Annotated in this window: 20 protein-coding genes; 14 read left to right on the forward strand and 6 right to left on the reverse strand. The window is 43.4% G+C overall.

Annotated elements, in window-relative coordinates; genetic code table 11:
- The first annotated feature begins 42 nt into the window (after positions 1-42).
- The 3 genes from ACZ43I_RS01605 to ACZ43I_RS01615 all read left to right on the forward strand — a co-directional run bounded on the left by ACZ43I_RS01605 (position 43) and on the right by ACZ43I_RS01615 (position 3,552).
- The gene (locus tag ACZ43I_RS01605; protein ID WP_344703349.1) at positions 43-1,227 is read left to right on the forward strand and encodes a dicarboxylate/amino acid:cation symporter; all 1,185 of its coding nucleotides are present in this window, start codon (positions 43-45) and stop codon (positions 1,225-1,227) included.
- A 234-nt stretch (positions 1,228-1,461) separates the two neighbouring features.
- The gene (locus tag ACZ43I_RS01610) at positions 1,462-2,598 is read left to right on the forward strand and encodes an MFS transporter (protein ID WP_344703351.1); all 1,137 of its coding nucleotides are present in this window, start codon (positions 1,462-1,464) and stop codon (positions 2,596-2,598) included.
- A gap of 42 nt (positions 2,599-2,640) precedes the next feature.
- Complete coding sequence (locus ACZ43I_RS01615; RefSeq protein ID WP_344703353.1) at positions 2,641-3,552, forward strand: Rossmann-fold NAD(P)-binding domain-containing protein; 912 nt, start codon at positions 2,641-2,643, stop codon at positions 3,550-3,552.
- Between the two features lie 99 nt (positions 3,553-3,651).
- On the opposite strand, the gene ACZ43I_RS01620 is transcribed toward ACZ43I_RS01615, so the two are convergent.
- From ACZ43I_RS01620 to ACZ43I_RS01630, 3 genes are all read right to left on the reverse strand, one after another.
- Positions 3,652-4,581: an IS3 family transposase gene (locus tag ACZ43I_RS01620; protein WP_344703364.1), complete on the reverse strand. Its 930-nt coding sequence runs from the start codon at positions 4,579-4,581 to the stop codon at positions 3,652-3,654.
- Entirely contained in the window at positions 4,539-5,210 is a 672-nt protein-coding gene (locus tag ACZ43I_RS01625; protein WP_344703355.1) for a transposase, read from the reverse strand. Before ACZ43I_RS01625 ends, ACZ43I_RS01620 begins: the two co-directional genes overlap by 43 nt.
- A gap of 87 nt (positions 5,211-5,297) precedes the next feature.
- Positions 5,298-6,392, reverse strand: coding sequence for a LysM peptidoglycan-binding domain-containing protein (locus tag ACZ43I_RS01630; protein ID WP_344703357.1), 1,095 nt, complete (start codon positions 6,390-6,392; stop codon positions 5,298-5,300).
- Positions 6,393-6,630: 238 nt separating this feature from the next.
- Between ACZ43I_RS01630 and ACZ43I_RS01635 the strand changes: the two genes are divergently transcribed.
- The 3 genes from ACZ43I_RS01635 to ACZ43I_RS01645 are packed head-to-tail and all read left to right on the forward strand — an operon-like array spanning position 6,631 to position 8,809.
- Positions 6,631-7,245, forward strand: coding sequence for a Bax inhibitor-1/YccA family protein (locus tag ACZ43I_RS01635; RefSeq protein WP_344703359.1), 615 nt, complete (start codon positions 6,631-6,633; stop codon positions 7,243-7,245).
- Positions 7,246-7,298: 53 nt separating this feature from the next.
- Complete coding sequence (locus ACZ43I_RS01640; RefSeq protein ID WP_344703361.1) at positions 7,299-8,018, forward strand: YebC/PmpR family DNA-binding transcriptional regulator; 720 nt, start codon at positions 7,299-7,301, stop codon at positions 8,016-8,018.
- 17 nt (positions 8,019-8,035) lie between these two features.
- Positions 8,036-8,809, forward strand: a complete 774-nt coding sequence (locus ACZ43I_RS01645; RefSeq protein ID WP_344703362.1) for an SDR family NAD(P)-dependent oxidoreductase — start codon at positions 8,036-8,038, stop codon at positions 8,807-8,809.
- A 171-nt stretch (positions 8,810-8,980) separates the two neighbouring features.
- Here ACZ43I_RS01645 and ACZ43I_RS01650 read toward each other — a convergent pair whose 3' ends face one another.
- A complete protein-coding gene (locus ACZ43I_RS01650) occupies positions 8,981-10,210 on the reverse strand; it encodes an IS110 family RNA-guided transposase (RefSeq protein ID WP_344703124.1) in 1,230 nt (409 codons plus the stop codon).
- 349 nt (positions 10,211-10,559) lie between these two features.
- On the opposite strand from ACZ43I_RS01650, the gene ACZ43I_RS01655 reads away from it, so the two are divergent.
- The 3 genes from ACZ43I_RS01655 (at position 10,560) to ACZ43I_RS01665 (ending at position 14,033) form a co-directional block, all read left to right on the forward strand.
- Positions 10,560-11,465, forward strand: coding sequence for an ABC transporter ATP-binding protein (locus tag ACZ43I_RS01655; RefSeq protein ID WP_344704651.1), 906 nt, complete (start codon positions 10,560-10,562; stop codon positions 11,463-11,465).
- The gene (locus ACZ43I_RS01660; protein ID WP_344704649.1) at positions 11,437-13,428 is read left to right on the forward strand and encodes a hypothetical protein; all 1,992 of its coding nucleotides are present in this window, start codon (positions 11,437-11,439) and stop codon (positions 13,426-13,428) included. The genes ACZ43I_RS01655 and ACZ43I_RS01660 overlap by 29 nt, the downstream gene beginning before the upstream one ends.
- Before the next feature lie 77 nt (positions 13,429-13,505).
- Positions 13,506-14,033 carry a ribonuclease FAU-1 family protein gene (locus tag ACZ43I_RS01665; RefSeq protein WP_344704647.1) on the forward strand — a complete coding sequence of 176 codons (528 nt, stop codon included), beginning with the start codon at positions 13,506-13,508 and terminating at the stop codon, positions 14,031-14,033.
- A 42-nt stretch (positions 14,034-14,075) separates the two neighbouring features.
- Here the strand turns inward: ACZ43I_RS01665 and ACZ43I_RS01670 are convergent, their stop codons facing one another.
- Entirely contained in the window at positions 14,076-14,954 is an 879-nt protein-coding gene (locus ACZ43I_RS01670; RefSeq protein WP_344704645.1) for an SDR family oxidoreductase, read from the reverse strand.
- Between the two features lie 136 nt (positions 14,955-15,090).
- Between ACZ43I_RS01670 and ACZ43I_RS01675 the strand changes: the two genes are divergently transcribed.
- The 5 genes from ACZ43I_RS01675 (at position 15,091) to ACZ43I_RS01695 (ending at position 17,972) form a co-directional block, all read left to right on the forward strand.
- Entirely contained in the window at positions 15,091-15,948 is an 858-nt protein-coding gene (locus ACZ43I_RS01675; protein ID WP_344704643.1) for a LysR family transcriptional regulator, read from the forward strand.
- A 178-nt stretch (positions 15,949-16,126) separates the two neighbouring features.
- Positions 16,127-16,612: a DUF456 domain-containing protein gene (locus ACZ43I_RS01680; protein ID WP_344704641.1), complete on the forward strand. Its 486-nt coding sequence runs from the start codon at positions 16,127-16,129 to the stop codon at positions 16,610-16,612.
- 75 nt (positions 16,613-16,687) lie between these two features.
- A complete protein-coding gene (locus tag ACZ43I_RS01685; RefSeq protein WP_344704639.1) occupies positions 16,688-16,942 on the forward strand; it encodes a hypothetical protein in 255 nt (84 codons plus the stop codon).
- A 55-nt stretch (positions 16,943-16,997) separates the two neighbouring features.
- Entirely contained in the window at positions 16,998-17,339 is a 342-nt protein-coding gene (locus ACZ43I_RS01690; protein WP_344704637.1) for a hypothetical protein, read from the forward strand.
- Positions 17,340-17,432: 93 nt separating this feature from the next.
- A complete protein-coding gene (locus ACZ43I_RS01695) occupies positions 17,433-17,972 on the forward strand; it encodes a GNAT family N-acetyltransferase (protein WP_344704635.1) in 540 nt (179 codons plus the stop codon).
- A 22-nt stretch (positions 17,973-17,994) separates the two neighbouring features.
- On the opposite strand, the gene ACZ43I_RS01700 is transcribed toward ACZ43I_RS01695, so the two are convergent.
- Entirely contained in the window at positions 17,995-18,582 is a 588-nt protein-coding gene (locus ACZ43I_RS01700; protein WP_344704633.1) for an LOG family protein, read from the reverse strand.
- Positions 18,583-18,625 lie beyond the last annotated feature (43 nt).

Consider the following 18,625-nt stretch of genomic DNA (forward strand, 5'->3'; position numbering starts at 1 on the left):
TAGTATATAGTGGGGAACAACAATTGAATAGGAGGAGTTATAGTGAAATTGTTATTGAAGCTGGTAACCGGCATCGTTGTCGGTATCGGTGTTGGCGCCCTATACTATGGGGTGGGTGAAGCAGGTGGTTTTGGAGCTTTTCTTGAATTCCTGGTCAGGTTGTTCATCACGATAAAGTCTATCCTTGGGAGCTTCATATTCTTCATGATCCCATTGATCATACTCTTTTTTATCGCAAATGGAATTTCAAAGATAGGAATAGGATCCGGAAAAGTTGTCGGGGTCACCTTGGGTACAGCATACATATCGACACTTGGTGCAGGACTTCTTGCCTATATGGTGGCAATGATGGTGATGCCGCGCATCACTAATGGCGGCAGTGTTCCAGAAGAAGCAACCGGACTCGAGCCCTTCTTTACATTCGAAATAGCACCATTGATGGATATACTTACAGCGCTTGTGTTGGCTTTCGCCTTCGGTATAGTCATTACTCTCACGCGCTCAGAAGTGATGGAGAAATGGTTTGAGGAAGGCAAGAATATCGTTGAGTTTCTGATCCAGAAAGTTGTCATCCCAATTCTACCGTTTTATATTGCTGGTGTGTTTGCAGAAATGGCTTCACAGGGGACGGTATTCAACACATTATCTGTATTTGGACTTGTACTGCTTGTGGCAGTCGCTCTTCACTGGATATGGATCACTATCCAATATACAATCGCCGGTGCACTACTCGGCAAGAATCCTTTCAGGATGATTAAAACGATGATGCCTGCATATTTCACTGCGCTCGGTACTATGAGCAGTGCAGCGACGATACCAGTTACCTTGCAGCAGACTAAAGAGAATGGTGTGCGGGGAAGGATAGCAGACTTTGTTATCCCGCTTTGTGCAAATATTCATCTCTCCGGCAGTACGATAACAATAGTTAGCTGTTCAATTGCAGTCATGTCAGTATTGCCTGAATATCAGCTGCCAGGTTTTCTCGCAATGCTCGGTACAATAATGCTCCTTGGAGTGATCATGATTGCGGCACCTGGTGTGCCTGGTGGCGCGATTATGGCAGCAAGTGGGGTACTGGTCACCAACCTTGGCTTTACAGAAGCGGCTGTTGCCTTCATGATTGCACTGTATATGGCGCAAGACAGCTTCGGTACAGCAGCGAATATTACAGGTGACGGAGCGGTTAGTGCCATTGTCGATGCCTACGAAAGAAAATTGAATAAATAGCGGAAAAAAATTCCACATGAATGATCGCCCTTCAAATGATCTACTTGAAAAAGTCGAGAATTTGGAGGGCTTTTCTGTAGTTAAAAAGAGAGTAAAATTAAAAGTTTACCGGCTTATATCGCTTGTACGGCCAGAATTGGATGATCTGTAACATTTACGAGTCATAGAACCCCCAAGCGACTGAAAATATGTTTATAATGGTAGTTATGATTATATGGATAAAGGATGCACTCTATGAATAAGTTTTTGTATTTCATCATCGTCATTTGCTTTTTGGATCTGTTCATTCAGCTGCCGATCATCACCCCATTCGCATTATCACTTGGTGCTGATGAATATACGGCAGGTATCATTGTAGCGATATATTCTTTGTTTAATATAGTGGGCAATATATTTGGCGGATTTTTCTCGGATAAATTCGGGAGAAAGAATATGCTACTTCTCGGAATGGGCTTGCAGATCTTCATTCTGTTATTGTATACCGTAGTGCCGACTGTAGGACTTCTCATTGTCATACGGGTTATACATGGTTTTTCGAGTGGTTTACTGACACCCGCTGCATTCAGCCTTGTAGCCGATATCTCCCGAAGATCAGCAATTGGTAAATCAATGGCGCTGACTGGAGTATCCATAGGGGTTGCTGCAGTACTCGGGCCGGCACTCGGTGGCATCATATCCAGCCAAGCCAGCTACCAGATGGTATATCTTGTCATGTCGGGTATATTCGTATTTGGTATTCTGCTGATTCTACTAACTGTTAATGAGAGCACAACAGTGAAGAGTCGTGAAGAGCACTATACTACGAACTTCGGTGAAATCATCATTAGGCCATCTCTGATAGTGGCTTATATCTCTGCATTTACCTTAATGGTTTCAAATGGCTCACTAGCGTTCGGCCTGCCGCTTAAAGTTGCTGAGGTTGGATTATCGGACCAATCAACAGGCGCGATGCTTAGTGTATTTGGCATCACGGCCATTATTATTTTTGCGAGTCCGCTCAATAGGATATACACAAACTATAGCCCGGTGGCACTTGTATCATTTGGGGTTCTAATCGTAGGCTTTTCCATGATGGTTCTTCATGTTGTCCCTACAGCTTTGATGATCTATCTTGTGATGATCCTCTATGGTATTGGCTTTAGCCTGATTTTCCCTTCGATGAATAAGATAATCGGACAGAATACGGAAATATATGAGCGGGGGAAAGCCAATGGCATATTCTATTCATTCTTTTCCCTGGGGTCTGTAGCAGGTGCCTATTTATCGGGAATCTTTGCCACGTATTTTACAACTCCTTTCCTTTTCATTGGAATGATACTCATCATATTGCTGAGTGGCATTCAGTATGCACATAAAAAAAGTGGCATTTAATATCTCCAGCTAAAGAATCATAAGGGCAAAGGGTGTGGTCATGTGAAAAATGTTTTACTGATGGGCATCAATGGCAGAATAGGAAAAAACCTTTATGAAGAATTGAAAGGAGAATTCAATCTTTTTGCGTTTTCAAGTCCGAATCAAATAAACAATGAGATGGATATCACTTTTTTGAAAAAAGATCTGTTTATCTTACCTGAAGTGGAAGAAGCACTGAAGGGAATCGATACGGTGCTCTTTTTCGAAGATCCTATAATGCGGTTGAACCGGCAGACACAAGGACGCTTCGAAGACTTTTATATTTTGATAGCCGACAATATCGCCAGAGCCGCGCAACTGCATGAAGTCAAACAGATAATATTCATAGCAGATGAGGTGAGTAGCCCTTATATCGTTGAAGTTTTGGGTGCCTTTGGCACAAAAGTGCAGGTCACCCGAACTCCAATTAAAAGATACGGCAAGACCCTCTCCTATAAAACAACTGATTACAACAGTGTGAGGAGTGTACAACGGGCGCGTATGCCCCGCGGCTGGAACATCAAAGATGTTGGGCAATATTATTTTGATTGGCTTGATAACATTCTTTATGGACTCATCAATATCAGTTATGAAGGACGCACGATTAACATGCAACTTCCGAAAAAGGCGCGGCCTATCCTGGTAATCGAATATGATGCACAAGGCAGCTATAACGGTTTGGAAATTTATAGGATAAAGGGTGGCAGCCTATCGAAAAGATTGATGAATAAAACGCCTAGGTTTGAATTCAGAGCATTGCCGGGCGGAGAAGATTTCCTTATGGCACTACATGATTTTGAACCCAAGCTCTCTTGGGGCATTTATCAAATTATACAGGCACCTCTATACACATTGATTAACCGCATATATCAAGTGGAGATGATCATAAATAACCAGGCGCCTGGATCACATAATCGTCCTAGTGTGGAATGATAAAAAAATGGGACGATCGATTGATCTGGTACCACTAAAGTTTACAGATGAATAAAATAATTTTTGCTGAGATTCTAATCGATTAGAATCTCAGTTTTTTTATGCGGCAATCTTGCGTAATTCGACAGGCGTAAGGCCGTAGAGTACCTCTTGCGGGCGTTCGTGATTGTAAAAATGGATGTAGACATCCAGATCATCTATGAGTTGCTGATACGTCCCATATCCAGTATCTTTCCGCACCAGATTGTACCGTTCCGATTTCAGTTTGCCAAAGAACGACTCCATCGGCCCGTTATCAATGCACTTGCCAACACGGGACATGCTTTGCGTCATGCCATGCGCCTTTAAAATCTTTCTGAAACCATATGATGTGAACTGGAAGCCGCGATCACTGTGGATCATGGGGGAGGCGCCTGGATTGGCTGCGAGCGCTGCCTTGAGTGTATCAAACACCAGCCGGTTATTATTACTGAGACCGAATCGGTAAGCGACGATACTGTTATCAAACAGATCGAGAATCGCACACATGAAGACCCGCCGGCCAGTCTTCAACTTGAACTCGGTCACATCGGTCAACCACTTTTCGTTCTTAAATTCCGAGATGAACTGTCGGCCCAGGCCATTCTTTGCCGTGAAGTCGCCGGATTTCATGGTGCGGACCATCTTCTTCTTCCGTGTGACGGACTGAATGCCCATCAGCCGCATGATGCGCAGGATACGGTTACGACTGTAGGCCGTGTTCAAATGACGGTTCACAAGGTGACGCATCATGCGATACCCCGGCACCCCCTGGTACTTGATGTAGAAGTCCGCGATGCATGCGGCAATTGTTTCGTTTTCAATTTCATTCTTCGTTTTTTGGCGCTTTTGGTACTGATAATACGCTTGGCGGCTGATGTTTGCGACTGCGCACAGTTCAGAGATGGAGTAGCCTGCGCTGTGCAGTTCTGTGATCGCTTCATGAATCCGTTGACCCCGAACCCGGCTTACTTGCGTCTCCTCTCGAGTTCTTCCAACTTTTTTAAGAATGCATTCTCCACTTCCACTTTTTTAAGCTTATTCCGTTCGATTTCCAGCTCACGCTTCAGTTTGTCGACTTCAGTCAACGCTGCTTCCGGTTTAGGGCGGCCCCGTCGGTCTTCGAGGCCATATTGCCCCGCTCTCTCGTACTTCTTCACATATTGATACGCTTGTTGATAGGAGACATCGAATCGTTCTGAGAGCTCACGGATACTGACATCATGGGTTGCGTGATACTGTGCGATTTCCAATCGTTCTTCATATGTCGGCTTTCTGCTTTTCGTCATAGAGCGCGCACCCCCAAAGGTCGATTTTAATCTTTTACCTTCAGTATACTCGATGACCCATTGTTTGACTGTAGTATCAGAAGCAATATCGTATTTCCTTGCGAGTGGGAGATACCCAATGCCCTGCTCTAAATACTCAAGGATGACTCTTTCTTTGAAATCGGTTGAATAGGTATGATGCCGTCTTCTGACTGCCAGTGACTCAGGCCCTTTCTCTTGATGCGTTAACACCCATCGATGAATGGTTGTTTTACTAACCTCAAATCGTCTGCTGGTCGTCTTCATATCACCATGTGTTAAATAATGCTCTATAATTGCCATCTTTTCTTTGAAACTGCGATGTCTGGCCATTAAAAAACCTCCTAAGCTACAGATTTTTTCTTTCATCTGTAAACTTAGGAGGTAGCACCTCAGATTAGTCGATCGTCCCATTTTTTATTAATGTATGAAGGTATGGCTGGATACTTGTGATGAACTGATCGTCCTGAAGTTTTTGACGCCTTTGCCACTACCGAAGTTCATTTCGGATACGAGTACGGAACCGTCTGCATTGATGCGTTCCACTACGGCCACATGGCCAAAGCTCCATGCATAGTTTGTCCATGCTTCTGTTTGCATGATCGCGCCGACTGAAGGAGAATTGTTGACGCTATATCCTTCGCTTCTTGCCCCGTTGTCCCAGTCATAGGCATTCCCCCAATTGTTTCCAACAGGTTTTCCGAGCTGTTTGCGGCGTTCAAAGACATACCATGTGCAATCGCCCCAGTAATAGTAGTTCGTACCGTATGAGGTGCCTGAAGGAGCAGGCGCTGACACTTTATCAGTGACTGATGTGTTGTCATTGGAATCCGGCTCACTTACAGAGCTTGAGCTTCCGCTGACACTCAACTTTTGTCCAACATAGATGACAGTTGAAGACAAATTGTTCAAGTTCATGATTTTTCTGTATGTAGTACCATGTTTATTGGCGATTTTACTTAGCGTATCACCAGATTTTACAGTGTATGTACCGGTAGACCTTGTACTCGAGTCTGAGCTTGATGTTGAGTTGGAGTTGGAAGTGTTGGAACTGCTCGAGTTGCTGGAGTTGCTAGAAGATTTCGAACTTCCATCTACACTCAGTTTCTGACCCGGATAAATGATATGTGAAGAAATATTATTATTTTTCATCAATGTACGGTAATTCATGCCATGTGCAGATGCAATCTTGCTAAGCGTATCGCCAGGCTTTACAGTGTATGATCCGCTGGATGAAGTGGTTGTACTTGTTGATGAACTTGATGAAGAGTTTGAACTTGAACTTGAAGAGTTGCTTGAGCTACTCTCTACAGTGAGCTTTTGGTTAATGTAGATCATGTCTGAAGATAAGCTATTCCAAGATTTGAGTTGACCCACTGACACATTATTCTGGTTGGCGATCTTCCAAAGCGTATCTCCGCCTTGTACTGTATAGGACGATGCTTCGACCTGATCTGCGAGACCGTATGTAGATAGTGCAGCTGTAGCTGTAAGGGCTGTGATGACTTTTTTCATGAATGTGTTGACCTCCTGAGGTATGTAGTGATTGTATGTTATGTAATTATTCTTCATACTCCGCTGTCCGTTATTACAAATCATATATTAACAAATTAACAGAATGAATAGTCGAATGTAATATAACTGTAATATAAACTCAATAACATTAATATATTCAGAATATTCCCGTAATAATAAAAGGGTAATTTCACCATTAAAGGGTATATGAATCGTGTTGGTTTGGAGGGATGACAGTATGGCAAGAAAACAAGATAATCGAATGGTCTGGCTGTATTTTCTCTATTATTGGGTAATTTTTGGAATTGGTGCGTACTTTGGACAGTATTTGCCGGAGGAATGGCGACCAACGGCATCAGCGGTCGTTTTTGGAATCTTGATGATCTCGTTATTCGTCCGAGGTTTCAACCGCAGTGGGCCAGTCATAAGCCACTTGTATGCAGTTCTTATAGGACTTGTGTCATATGGGGTATTTGAAAATTTCATCAATGACTTTGGAAACGGTACATTCTACCGGATCATCTTGTTGGGGATAATTGTATTCATCTTCTTTGGTATTATAGGTTACTTTTTTCTTAGGGATGTTACGCATTGGGGAAAGTATTTATTTATCGCATTGCTGGTTGTAATAGGGACAACACTGGTTAACTTCTTTATTGATTTACCCTACTTGACGTTGTCGCTCACGATCGTGGGGCTGGTGTTATATCTACTCTACACAATCTACGATTTCAACAGGATGAAGAACGGTAAATACAGCCCAAGGGAAATGGGATTCAATCTGTTCATCAACCTGCTCATCATCATAAAAAGGCTTCTTAGGCTGTACCGGTATATTAACAATAGAAAATAAATGGTATAGAATGAGATATAGAATATAAAATTTTTAATGAAGGAAGATGAAGTATGGGGCGTAAATGGAATAACATCAAAGAGAAAAAAGCTCAGAAAGATAAGGATACCAGCCGCGTCAATGCTAAATTCGGGCGAGAAATATATGTGGCTGCAAAAAAAGGTGAACCTGATCCTGAGAGTAACCAAGCGCTGAAAGCTGTCCTCGATCGTGCCAAAACATACTCCGTACCAAAGCACATCGTAGATAAGGCGATTGATAAGGCAAAAGGCAATGATGAAGAAGCATTTGATGAACTCCGCTATGAAGGCTTTGGACCAGAAGGTACAATGATCATAGTCGATGCGCTTACAAATAATGTGAACCGTACAGCTTCCGATGTCCGTGCAGCATTTGGAAAAAATGGTGGGAACATGGGGGTAAGTGGTGCAGTCAGTTATATGTTCGAAGCGAAATCGGTCTTCGTCTTTGAAGGGTTCGACCCGGAAAGCATAATGATGGAGATGATGGAGAGGGATCTCGATGTAGAGGACGTGCGGGAAGAGAACGGCTTCACGGTTGTATATGGACCACCCCAAGCTTTCCATGATTTGAAGGAATCACTAGATGGCATGGGGGTTGAAGATTATGAAGTGGCAGAACAGACGATGATTGCACAAAACGAAGTATCATTGGAAGAAACTTCAAAGGAACAATTTGAGACATTGATCGAAGCACTGGATGAACTGGAAGATGTGTCTAACATCTATCACAATGTTGACTTAAGCAAATAAATGGAGGGGAAAGCAGAATGAATTTTGGCTATGAAGGCAAAGTCGCTATAATCACAGGGAGTAGTCAGGGAATAGGACGAAAAACTGCCGAACAGATGGCTCGACTTGGAGCAAAAGTCATGCTTGTTGCTCGAGGTGAGGATCGACTTCAGGAAGCTAAAAAGGAGATTTCACAATTTGGAGAAGTGGATTACATTGTTGCCGATGTGAAAGAAAATGACTCAGCAGAACGGATCATCGAAGAAACAGTCAAACGCTATGGACGGTTGGATGTATTGGTCAATAATGCAGGAGGGTCATTTGCGAAACCATTTGAAGAAGTGGCAATCTCAGACTGGGAAGATGATTTAGACTTGAAACTGCTGGCAGCTGTGAGAATGTCTAAAGCTGCTCTCCCTCATCTGAAGGAGCAGGGTGGAGCAATCCTCAATCTGACGGCTGTCCTTGGTAAAACACCACCACCATCTTCATTGCCGACGACTGTTTCGCGTGCCGCGGGGATGGCTATGACAAAGGCAATGAGTAAAGACCTCGGAAAATATGGCATTCGGGTCAATACAGTGTGCATTGGCCTCATAAGGAGTGCGCAAATAGAAAAGAAATGGCAAAATGAAGCACCTGAACTGACTTGGGAGGAATATTCAAAACTCGATCGCCATAATATTCCACTAGGCAGAATAGGAGAGACCGAGGAAGCAGCGAATGTCATTACATTCCTTTGCTCCGATCTTGCGTCCTACATCAGTGGGGACGCTGTCAATATAGACGGTGGCTCAGGCCATGCCTTATAGAATAATTACGCCTACGGGCGTTTTTCTTACGATTAGTCAATAGATTACAAGCATATATTCCATATTTTTCATCCCTATCCAGCGGGGCGCCCCGCTGGATAGGGATGTCGGCATGCCAAATAGGCCCTGCTTTTTCAGTTTTTTCGGAGCAGGGGCTGTGGTATACTTGAGTTACGAATTGACGCAGTGGTGGGTGGCCACAGCGTAATCATATCGCTGTCCAACGGTGACAAGATGGAAGAGGCACTTCAAAAACTTGTTCACACAGGCGATGCAGGCAACCTTATGGTGTTTACCATGGGGTTGCTTTTTTAGTTTCCGATAGTAGTCCACCAGATGGTTATCCGCGTGCCTCTGGTTCCGGATCATATTCTCGATCATGTAGTACAGGATTTTCCTTAGATGCTTATTGCCGCGCCGATTGATCTTATCCTTGTACAGAAGGGTGCCGGATTGATGGCGGCGGATGTCGATGCCGGTATAGGCATTCAGCTGATTGGCCGTGTCGAACCGGCGGATGTCTCCGGCTTCAGCGATGATACGGACCGCTGTAATGTCTGCAATCCCTGGAAAGCTCTTCAGGATATGGTATTCCGCCTGTTCCTGAGACATGGCGACCATTTGCTGGATGAGCCGGTGCTTCAGCTCCAGCAGGGTCTGACAGCGTGCAGCATAGTTTCTGAGCTGTTCAATTCGGACGTCATCTGTAGACAGTGCCGGATAGGCATCTGCGGCCGCCGACATCAGCTGATCGGCTTTCTCTTCTGCGCGTTTTCGGGACTGGCGCTTCCCGGTGCTGCCGAGGATCATATTCTTCACTTTCGTTCTGGACAGCACAGTCACCCGATCCGGATGCGGAAACAGTTGGAGGATGGAAAGATACAGGTCGGAAGTTCGGGTAAAGAGCTGCTCCAGTTCCGGGAAGGTCATCTGAACCAGGGCATGGATCCGGGTTCTCAGTCGGACAATCTCCTGCTCCAATTCAGCGTAGTGGCGGGAGAGGCTGCGCATTTCTTCGTAATACCCTTCTTGAACCTGCTTGTTGCGGGGCGGATGGGTAAAACAGGCCTGGGCGAGTTTATGGGCATCACTCCGGTCCGTCTTGTGCATCCGCATGGACAGGCTCTGCATCTTGGCCGCCAGTGGATTGAGCAGCGCATACTCGAACCCGCATGCCTGCATGAAGCGTTCCAATGCCTTTGAGTAGACCCCTGTGGCTTCAAATACAATATCAGGCAGGACGCCATCCTGTTTCCGTTGCGTCTCAATCTGGATCCGGACATTATCAAAAGCCGATCTGGTATGCGTGATATCCCCTTCAAATATACAGTGCTGCCAAGCATCATAGACGACCATGTAGCTGTGTCCCATACTGACATCAAATGCGATGACACTTTTCATTTGGTTCTCCTCCTTTGTTTTAAGCAGAAGTGACCACGTATCCTCATCGATTCCCTTTTCTCATACTCGATCTCGAAGATCCCACATACTGAACCTGATTCAGATAAGGATAGTGGAGCTGGCCCGTTTTTATTCCGGATTCTAAATCCTAAAACCTCGTCGACCTGATCTCCACTCCTACTATATGAAAATAGTACCACAGGACCTGGCCGGGTCCTGTGGTACTAATCTTAGTATGTTTTTATTGCTTTAAAATTACACCAGCTATATTATTTAGAATAATACATATAGAATGTCTTCAAGAGGATGATTGGCCTAAATATCAGATTCTAAAATGGAGGTGAGGTATATGAACCTTGAAGTGGTACAACTTGATAAATCATTTTCTGGAAAAAAAGCGGTAGAATCAATTACTTTGTCTGTTGAATCTGGAAAAATCCATGGGCTTTTGGGGTCCAATGGCGCAGGTAAGACCACTTTCATGAAGCTGCTCAGCGGCATCTATCGGCCAGACGATGGATGCGTATATTTTAGTGGTGCGCCTATCTATGGGAACACAGAGATAAAGAGCCAAGTCATGTTCATTAGTGATCATCCATATTTTCTTAATGGAAAAACGCTACTTTCAATGGCTGAATTCTATAGGGCAGTGTATCCGAGATGGTCTTCCACGCGCTTTAGTCAGCTCGCACATCATTTCGGGCTTGATCTTCATCAGCCTCTCTCCCAGTTCTCCAAAGGAATGAAGCGGCAGGCTACCTTTGTTCTTGCGTATTCCTCACGTCCCAAAGTGCTGTTATTGGATGAACCTTTTGATGGCCTGGATCCGATCATCAGGCGACAGGTGAAGGATATCATGATGCAGGATATCACAAATCATGGAATGATGGTCATAATCTCGAGTCATAACTTAAGGGAGATGGAGGACATATGCGACTCCATATCGATGATGCACGAAGGGAAACTGCTGTTCCACAGCAACTTGAATGAAGTCAGAGGAACGCACTTCAAGCTACAGATTGCTTTTGATGTATTGCCGACCGAGTCATTTTTTAAAGATGTGGATGTCGTACACCATGAAATCAGGGGACGGGTGGTCACTTGCATCGTTAAAGGCGACAGGTATGATATCGAACGAAAAATTACAAAATATAGACCTTTGATGTATGACATTCTGCCTTTGTCATTAGAAGAGATATTCGCCTATGAAATGGGGGAGAGAGGTTATGCGATCAGCGACATCACTATTGAATAGGACATTGCTCCTTCATTTTACCGGGTCAGTATTCTGGTTATCGATATTATTTCTCATAGGTAACATATTGCTCCAGCCTCTGGCTTTATGGATTGCCTCGATCAATGTCCGGATTAATGATGGATATGTACCCTCCGGTAATCCTTTGGATATGATGGCAGGTATCCAATTGGTTTTCGGAATGGTCTATGTCGTGTTTTTGGCCGCTTTTCTATTCAGTTATAAAAATAAGGAACAGTCAATTGATTTCATGCACGCGCTTCCAATGAAACGGCATTATCTGTTGAGCCATGCACTGCTCTCAGGATTTATCAATATTTTAATACCTATGGTCACTACTTCAATCATTTTGTTCTTTGAGCGGCACTTCCTTGTATTTGACATATCATTCATAGATATCATTACTTGGGGCGCATATTCAGTTTTTGTCCTGATGACTGTATTTTCTGTTTCAGTATTTTGTGGCTTCCTTGTAAATAACATTTTAGTGCATCTGCAATTGATCCTCATCGTCTTCTTCTTGCCTGTTATTTTTTGGACGCTGAATGTAGCCGTTGCAGACGCGCTTTTTGAGGGTGTCGGAATAATGTCATTTACGGGGAATGGCGGGAACCTAATCAGTGGCGTTGTCGATAACACCTTTCCGATATTTGCTATACAGCAGATCTATTCTGGTTTTGTTTTCTGGAAAAGTTTCATGTGGTCACTGTTCGCAGTATTCCTATTCATTGGATCCTATATTTTATACGGAAGGAACCAGAATGAAAAAGTGCATCACACCTTTAATCAAAGTTGGCTTCGTAACATTCTTGTTGCATTCCTATCGATTTCAGGAATGCTATTGGTGGGCTTGATCATTTCAGTTACATTGCCCAATGGGCTACTGGTTTTCATTTTGTCATTTTTGTTCGGCACGGCCTTTGTTTACATCGCGATAGAGATGTCTTTCCAGGGTACCGTCCGGCTTGAACGGAATATAAAATCTATGATTACGACAGCAGCCCTCCTGATTCTTTTTTGGACTGTTTTCATAATAGGCTGGAATCAATATGTTGCATACGTTCCGGAAGAATCAGAAATCGACAGTGTGAGAGTGACAAATTCTTCGAGCAGCAGTTATGGTAGTAATGGAAAGGTAAATGGAGAAATGAATGAAGATTATCTATACATCGACAATGGGGAGGTAATAGCAGAAGCGGTTCAGGCTCATGAAGAAGCAATGGCCGGCCTGGCCCTCAAAGATATATCACAAGGATATGAATGGATTGAAGTCAGCTACAGGATGAAAAATGGCAATTACATCAATAGACGATTTGATGATCTTGAAAGAGAGCCCTACAAGGAAATTTTAGGCAAGGTAAACAGTGGGGAGTATGCCAGGAACAATGATGTCTTTTTTAATGTCGAGGACCCGTCAAAGCTTTTGAGAATCGAGATATCAGCCCCTGGCGGTACTGTGACGGTTGAAGAAGCTTCATCGTTTATAGAAGAGTATCAGAGGGCGATGCTTGGCGTTGATGAGGATATACCTGCAAATATCCCAAACGGCGGGGAGCCTCTGCTGAACGGTGTGGCAGAATTTGAGCAAAGCTACTACAGTGGCCAGGCATCAATCTATAACCCTGTGCTTCAAAAGGCGATAAAAGGGGAAGAGGAATTGGCAGAGTTCCTAGGAGTGGAAGGCAGCGAGGAAATGTACACCATGACGTTGGATGAAGTGGACAGGCAGAAATTCTTCCAGGATTATCAGACGTTGACCCCAAAACAGTTCACCAGTAAATATGAGCTGAAAGTTTTATCTGACAGTCAGATGGCAGAGATAGTGAAAATAGTCGACGAAGGCAAGTTGGACGGCAGAGGTCAGAAGGTACTAATTTACAGTTCTGTGGCTGAAAATTGGCTGGACGCGGAAGAAATTACAATTTCAATGAATCAGGAATTCAATATTCTGGGGATTGAATGATCAATCGTGCTTGTAGAATTTAATCCTTCACATTCTTCCTCTGATTTTTGTATAATTGAGGGAAGGAGATGACCGTGATGAAAACCAAATATCTCGATAAAAGAGGATGGAGACGTCTTCTCCGCTCTGATTATAGAGAAAAGATCATCCATTACGAAGACGAAAAGATATTGGTGGGTCTGCTGGAGATCCATAAAGTTCGCTCCCCCCTGACAGTATCAATATTGGATGAGAGGGTGAAGGTGTGCGACAATCGATACAGTTGGCTGCAGATTCTTCCTGAAAATAGGAAGTATAGCGTAACGGTGATGTATGACGCCCGTGGCAAAGTACTGCAATACTATTTCGATATCAATATCAAGCACATCCTCGAACTCGGCAATGCCAGGCGCAAGGATATTTATCTGGATGTCTTGGCTCTTCCAGATGGCCGTTATGAACTGGTCGACGAGAAGGATATAGCACGTGCCGTAAGAAAGGGGCATATATCAAAAAAGCAATATGATTTTGCATATAAGGCTGCAAACGAAGTAATGGAAGAGATGGACAAGGATTTTGAACAGTTTACCCGGTTGGCCGCACATTGCAAAAAGATGATGAAGTGATAAAAGGCAGGAGGGAAGTGGAGCTTCCCTCCTGCCTTTCTGTTAAGTTGTCGTGAAGCCCCCACCATTGACATGAAGGACCTGTCCCGTCATGTAGCTTGAGTCTTCAGAGGCCAAAAGCACATAGCATGGAGCGAGTTCACTCGGCTGCCCACGTCTGCCCATCGGTGTTTCATGACCGTGCTTTTCGACTTTCTCGGCATCGAAAGTGGCAGGGATGAGTGGAGTGTATATAGGGCCTGGTGCCACACCGTTTACACGGATCCCCTTATCCGCAAGATTGGCTGATAAGGAACGTGTAAGTGATGTGATGGCACCATTTGTTGCAGAGTACTCGATTAGTTCAGGAGAACCTCTATATGCGGTTACACTCGTGGTGTTGACTATGGCATCTCCTTTCTCAAGATGTGGAAGAGCCGCTTGAGCCATGAATATGAAACCATATACATTTGTTTCAAAGGTGCTCTTCAGCTGTTCTTCTGTAATTTCCAGAAAATCTTCAGTCGGGTATTGCACACCTGCATGGTTGACCAGAATATTCAATTTACCAAAATTATCTATTGTAAATTCTACGAGCTCTTTACATTCTGATTTTTTTGTGACGTCAAACGACTTGATTTCACACCTTACACCGTATGACTGCACAACTTCTTTAGTTTCCTCAGCATCCTTGTCCTCATCGAGGTAACCAATGACCAGATCTGCACCTTCTTTAGCATAAGCCACTGCTACGGCACGTCCTATACCGGAATCTCCACCGGTGATGATGGCGACTTTGCCTTTTAGCTTACCGCTGCCTTTATAATAATCAGCGTCGTATATGGGAGCCGGGTCCATGGTATGTTCAGTACCAGGCTGCTCTTCCTGAGTGTATCCTTTTATCTCCTCGTCAATGCGTCCATACTTATTCTTGCTGCTCATGTTATGTCTCCTTCCATAATATTTAATGTAATGTGCATCTACCCGTTATATCCATCACATACACCTTAAAAGCTGATGATTGTAAAATATAGTTTTTATGATAAGATTTTCTTATCAGTGAAAGGGGAAAGAGTAGATGAAGGTCGATGACTATAAACTTCTGGTCACACTGGATGAAACGCGCACCTTGAGGAAGGCTGCTGAAAAACTATTCATATCTCAACCAGCTGTCAGCCAACGGTTGAAAACGATAGAAGATGAGTGGGGCGTCAAAATTTTCATTCGGACCAAAAAAGAGCTTTATATGACTGGAGAGGGCGAAAAGATCATCGAGCATGCGCGCGATGTTACTGAGAAAGAGGCATTGGTGAAAGAATATATCCGAAGTAATGAAAATTCCATCCAAGGCAATTTATCGATAGGAGTATCATCGCTCATAGGGCACACCATCTTGCCTGAAATATTGTCCCAATACTTGAAACTATACCCTAATGTAAATATAAAGATAAAGGTGGGCTCTTCCCAACAGATCATCGATGAACAGAATGACTTCCATATATCGATTGTCAGAGGAAACCGCATTCTAAACAAGCAGAATGAATTGTTGTTCGTCGATAGGCATTACTTGGTCACCCCCAATGGAAATGAAGAGGAAAAGCGGTTACCAATAATAGAATTTCAGGCAGATCCGATATATATCAGTGAAATTGAACGTTTTTTTGAAGAACGCTTCAAAAGGAAATATGAATCACAGATCAAGGTCGACCAGATTGCAACTTGCCGGGCACTTCTCCTTGAGGGCATAGGCATGACGGTGTTGCCCGAAATAGTGTTGAAGGATTTCGATAAAAGTCAATTCAATATCGACGAAGTATTATATGAAGGACGTGCGATAACCCGCGATACCCATATTGCTTTTGATAAGAGTGTCATGGCACTTCCGCAAGTCGAGGCATTTTTGAAATTAGTGCGCACGTTTGTGAATGCAGATTGAGTAGAGTTCAATTAACAACGATAAGTTGATGAGTTTAATGTAAAAGAAAGAAAATTTATATTTTGTGGTACTGCTATGTTATCCAGTCTCTCATGGCAATTGCCATGCCTCATATGGGACAATGGGAGTATCTTTTGCCTTGCCTTTGTTAAAATGAAATTAAAAAAGGAGAGATTCGATGGAAATCGTCTGGTGGCTCATCGTCATTGCATCATTCATATTGGGTTTTCTCGGCCTTGTTTTCCCGGTTATACCCTCTATCTTGATGTTTTGGGCGGGTTTTCTAGTATTCCAATTTGCTATAGACGGAGAAGCGTTATCATGGATGTTCTGGCTTATCATATTCGTACTGACACTTCTGGTGTTGTTCAGTGATTTTATTGCAAACAGTTATTTTGTTAAAAGATATGGGGGAACGAAGCGGGGGGAGTATGCCTCTATAGCCGGGGTCATCATCGGGATGTTCCTCTACCCGCCATTTGGCATCATATTTGTCCCGTTTGTTTTTGTGCTCGTTGTGGAACTTCTTAACTCAAAAGACATCAACCAAGCATTGAAAGCTTCTGTAGGTTCATTGCTCGCTTTTGTATCGAGTGCTGCTTTCAACCTCGTCGTCTATGTGTTGATGCTTGTCTGGTTCCTGCTTGATGCACTTCTATTTTAAAAATATCCCTCCCTTGGCATACACCATTGATATTAAAAAATGATATGATTATAGACGGATGAGAAGAGTGATTTGATGAAACGTATGATGGCAATCATAATGTTGTTCTCCATTGCGGGATGTTCTGGAGAAGATAGTCAGGCTGAAAAAGATCTGGAGGAAGTGAACCAGGAGAATCGGTCGATAGAGAACAAAGTGCAAAATCTAAAGAATGAAAATGCCCAGTTGAAAGAGAATATAGAGGCGAAGCAAGAAGAACTCAATGCGCTTCAGGATTCTGACTCAGAGTCTCAGGCTAAAAGTAAAACAGAGGCTGAGGATACTGATTAAATGCAATTGATTTGGGAATATATACAGTAAATACTTGAGAGCGAGGAGATTTAACATGCATGAGGAGAAGTTCAATATCATTGAAGGCAAGCAGATGACCCTTGAATCCCTGGGACATGAATTGGAACAGATAACAGGTTTATCGGTTCGGGACTTCAAAGGTGATGCATCACGCTCTGTTGCAACTAAACCAAATCATGATCAGGATTTTGAGACATTCAATGTCCGGTATGACTTCAAAGAATCAAATGACTTTGTAGACGTAGTGTTTACAGTCAAGAAGGAAAAATCTTTGGAGGACTACAATCTTGATGAAGCTGAGGTAACGGTACAACTCATCACCTATAAAAGGGAAGATGCGCCACAACAGAATGAGAGTGATAAAATCAGCGAGTAGGCCCAGTGCTTGCTCTTTTTTGGTGATATTGCTTCAGCCGTATAAAGGAGATCAAACGCTTATAATATAGACGGAAAGTGGTTGTGAGAGCGGATGAAATATATAAAAACCAAAAGGCTTATCCTACGAGATTGGCAAGATAGTGACATCCATCCTTTTATAAAAATGAACCAGGACCCAGATGTCAGAAGATACTTCCCCAGTAAATTATCTGAAGAAGACTCGAAAAATTTTGTAAGAGAAGCTCAAAAGGATATAGAGGACAGAGGGTTTGGGCTTTTTGCGATTGAGCGACGCGATAATGGAGCGTTTATCGGCTTTGCTGGTATGCAGGTTCTCGAAGAAAATGGACCGTTCAGATTGGAATTTCTACCTTGCATTGAGATTGGCTGGAGACTTTCAAAAAGAAATTGGAATCAGGGATTTGCAACGGAAGCTGCGCTTGGAGTCCTTAAATTTTCTGAACGACATACAGATATTAAAGAAATTTATGCGTTGGCAGCTCAGAAAAACCGCCCTTCCATAAACGTGATGGAAAAGATTGGTATGAAGAAAATCGGAGAAATTTCTCATCCTTTGGTAGAAGATGGCCATTCGTTGAAACCACATATCGTTTATAAGATGACAATATAAAATCAAAGAGACATCGATGTCGTCATCGATGTCTCTTTGATTCATATGATCTGATTTCAACAGGTTCGAAATCATCAAAACCTTTCAATATTTCATCTATGTCTTCTGAAATGAACAGTTGGGTTAAATACTTTTCTTGCAGGAACTCCTCGGCAATCAAGTTTTCAAAAAGGTTGACGATCGAGTCGAAGAATTGATTGATATCAAGGATACCAATAGGTTTTTTATGCAATCCTATCTGACCCCATGTGAACATTTCGAAAAACTCTTCCAAAGTCCCTACTCCACCGGGGAGGGTAATGATCGCATCACCCATTTCTTCCATCAATGCTTTCCTCTCATGCATTGACTTCACAACACTCATATGTTGAACATCAGGGTGGGCCATTTCCCTATTGACGAGAAATTCTGGGATTACGCCCTTGACGGTCCCCCCTTTTGACAACGAACCATCAGCAAGAGCCCCCATGAGTCCGACAGCACCGCCCCCATACACGATGGTGATGTCGCGTTCAGCCAATGCTGCTCCCAGTTCGAATGCTTTTTCTTTGTAAAGATTGCCTTTACCTTGGCTTGCGCCGCAAAAAACCGTCACGCTATTTACCTTCAAACTGTGCCACCTGCCTTTTCATGTCTCGTGGAGGGTAAGAATA

The organism is Salinicoccus jeotgali (assembly GCF_055379195.1).

Excerpts from the sequence above, each read along its gene's own strand:
- ACZ43I_RS01660 (WP_344704649.1), top strand. The coding sequence starts at position 11,437 with ATGCGATCAGCGACATCACTATTGAATAGGACATTGCTCCTTCATTTT.
- ACZ43I_RS01640 (WP_344703361.1), top strand. The coding sequence starts at position 7,299 with ATGGGGCGTAAATGGAATAACATCAAAGAGAAAAAAGCTCAGAAAGAT.
- ACZ43I_RS01670 (WP_344704645.1), bottom strand. The coding sequence starts at position 14,954 with ATGAGCAGCAAGAATAAGTATGGACGCATTGACGAGGAGATAAAAGGA.
- ACZ43I_RS01610 (WP_344703351.1), top strand. The coding sequence starts at position 1,462 with ATGAATAAGTTTTTGTATTTCATCATCGTCATTTGCTTTTTGGATCTG.
- ACZ43I_RS01630 (WP_344703357.1), bottom strand. The coding sequence starts at position 6,392 with ATGAAAAAAGTCATCACAGCCCTTACAGCTACAGCTGCACTATCTACA.
- ACZ43I_RS01675 (WP_344704643.1), top strand. The coding sequence starts at position 15,091 with ATGAAGGTCGATGACTATAAACTTCTGGTCACACTGGATGAAACGCGC.
- ACZ43I_RS01625 (WP_344703355.1), bottom strand. The coding sequence starts at position 5,210 with ATGGCCAGACATCGCAGTTTCAAAGAAAAGATGGCAATTATAGAGCAT.
- ACZ43I_RS01655 (WP_344704651.1), top strand. The coding sequence starts at position 10,560 with ATGAACCTTGAAGTGGTACAACTTGATAAATCATTTTCTGGAAAAAAA.
- ACZ43I_RS01690 (WP_344704637.1), top strand. The coding sequence starts at position 16,998 with ATGCATGAGGAGAAGTTCAATATCATTGAAGGCAAGCAGATGACCCTT.
- ACZ43I_RS01645 (WP_344703362.1), top strand. The coding sequence starts at position 8,036 with ATGAATTTTGGCTATGAAGGCAAAGTCGCTATAATCACAGGGAGTAGT.
- ACZ43I_RS01685 (WP_344704639.1), top strand. The coding sequence starts at position 16,688 with ATGAAACGTATGATGGCAATCATAATGTTGTTCTCCATTGCGGGATGT.
- ACZ43I_RS01650 (WP_344703124.1), bottom strand. The coding sequence starts at position 10,210 with ATGAAAAGTGTCATCGCATTTGATGTCAGTATGGGACACAGCTACATG.
- ACZ43I_RS01695 (WP_344704635.1), top strand. The coding sequence starts at position 17,433 with ATGAAATATATAAAAACCAAAAGGCTTATCCTACGAGATTGGCAAGAT.
- ACZ43I_RS01665 (WP_344704647.1), top strand. The coding sequence starts at position 13,506 with ATGAAAACCAAATATCTCGATAAAAGAGGATGGAGACGTCTTCTCCGC.
- ACZ43I_RS01635 (WP_344703359.1), top strand. The coding sequence starts at position 6,631 with ATGGCAAGAAAACAAGATAATCGAATGGTCTGGCTGTATTTTCTCTAT.
- ACZ43I_RS01680 (WP_344704641.1), top strand. The coding sequence starts at position 16,127 with ATGGAAATCGTCTGGTGGCTCATCGTCATTGCATCATTCATATTGGGT.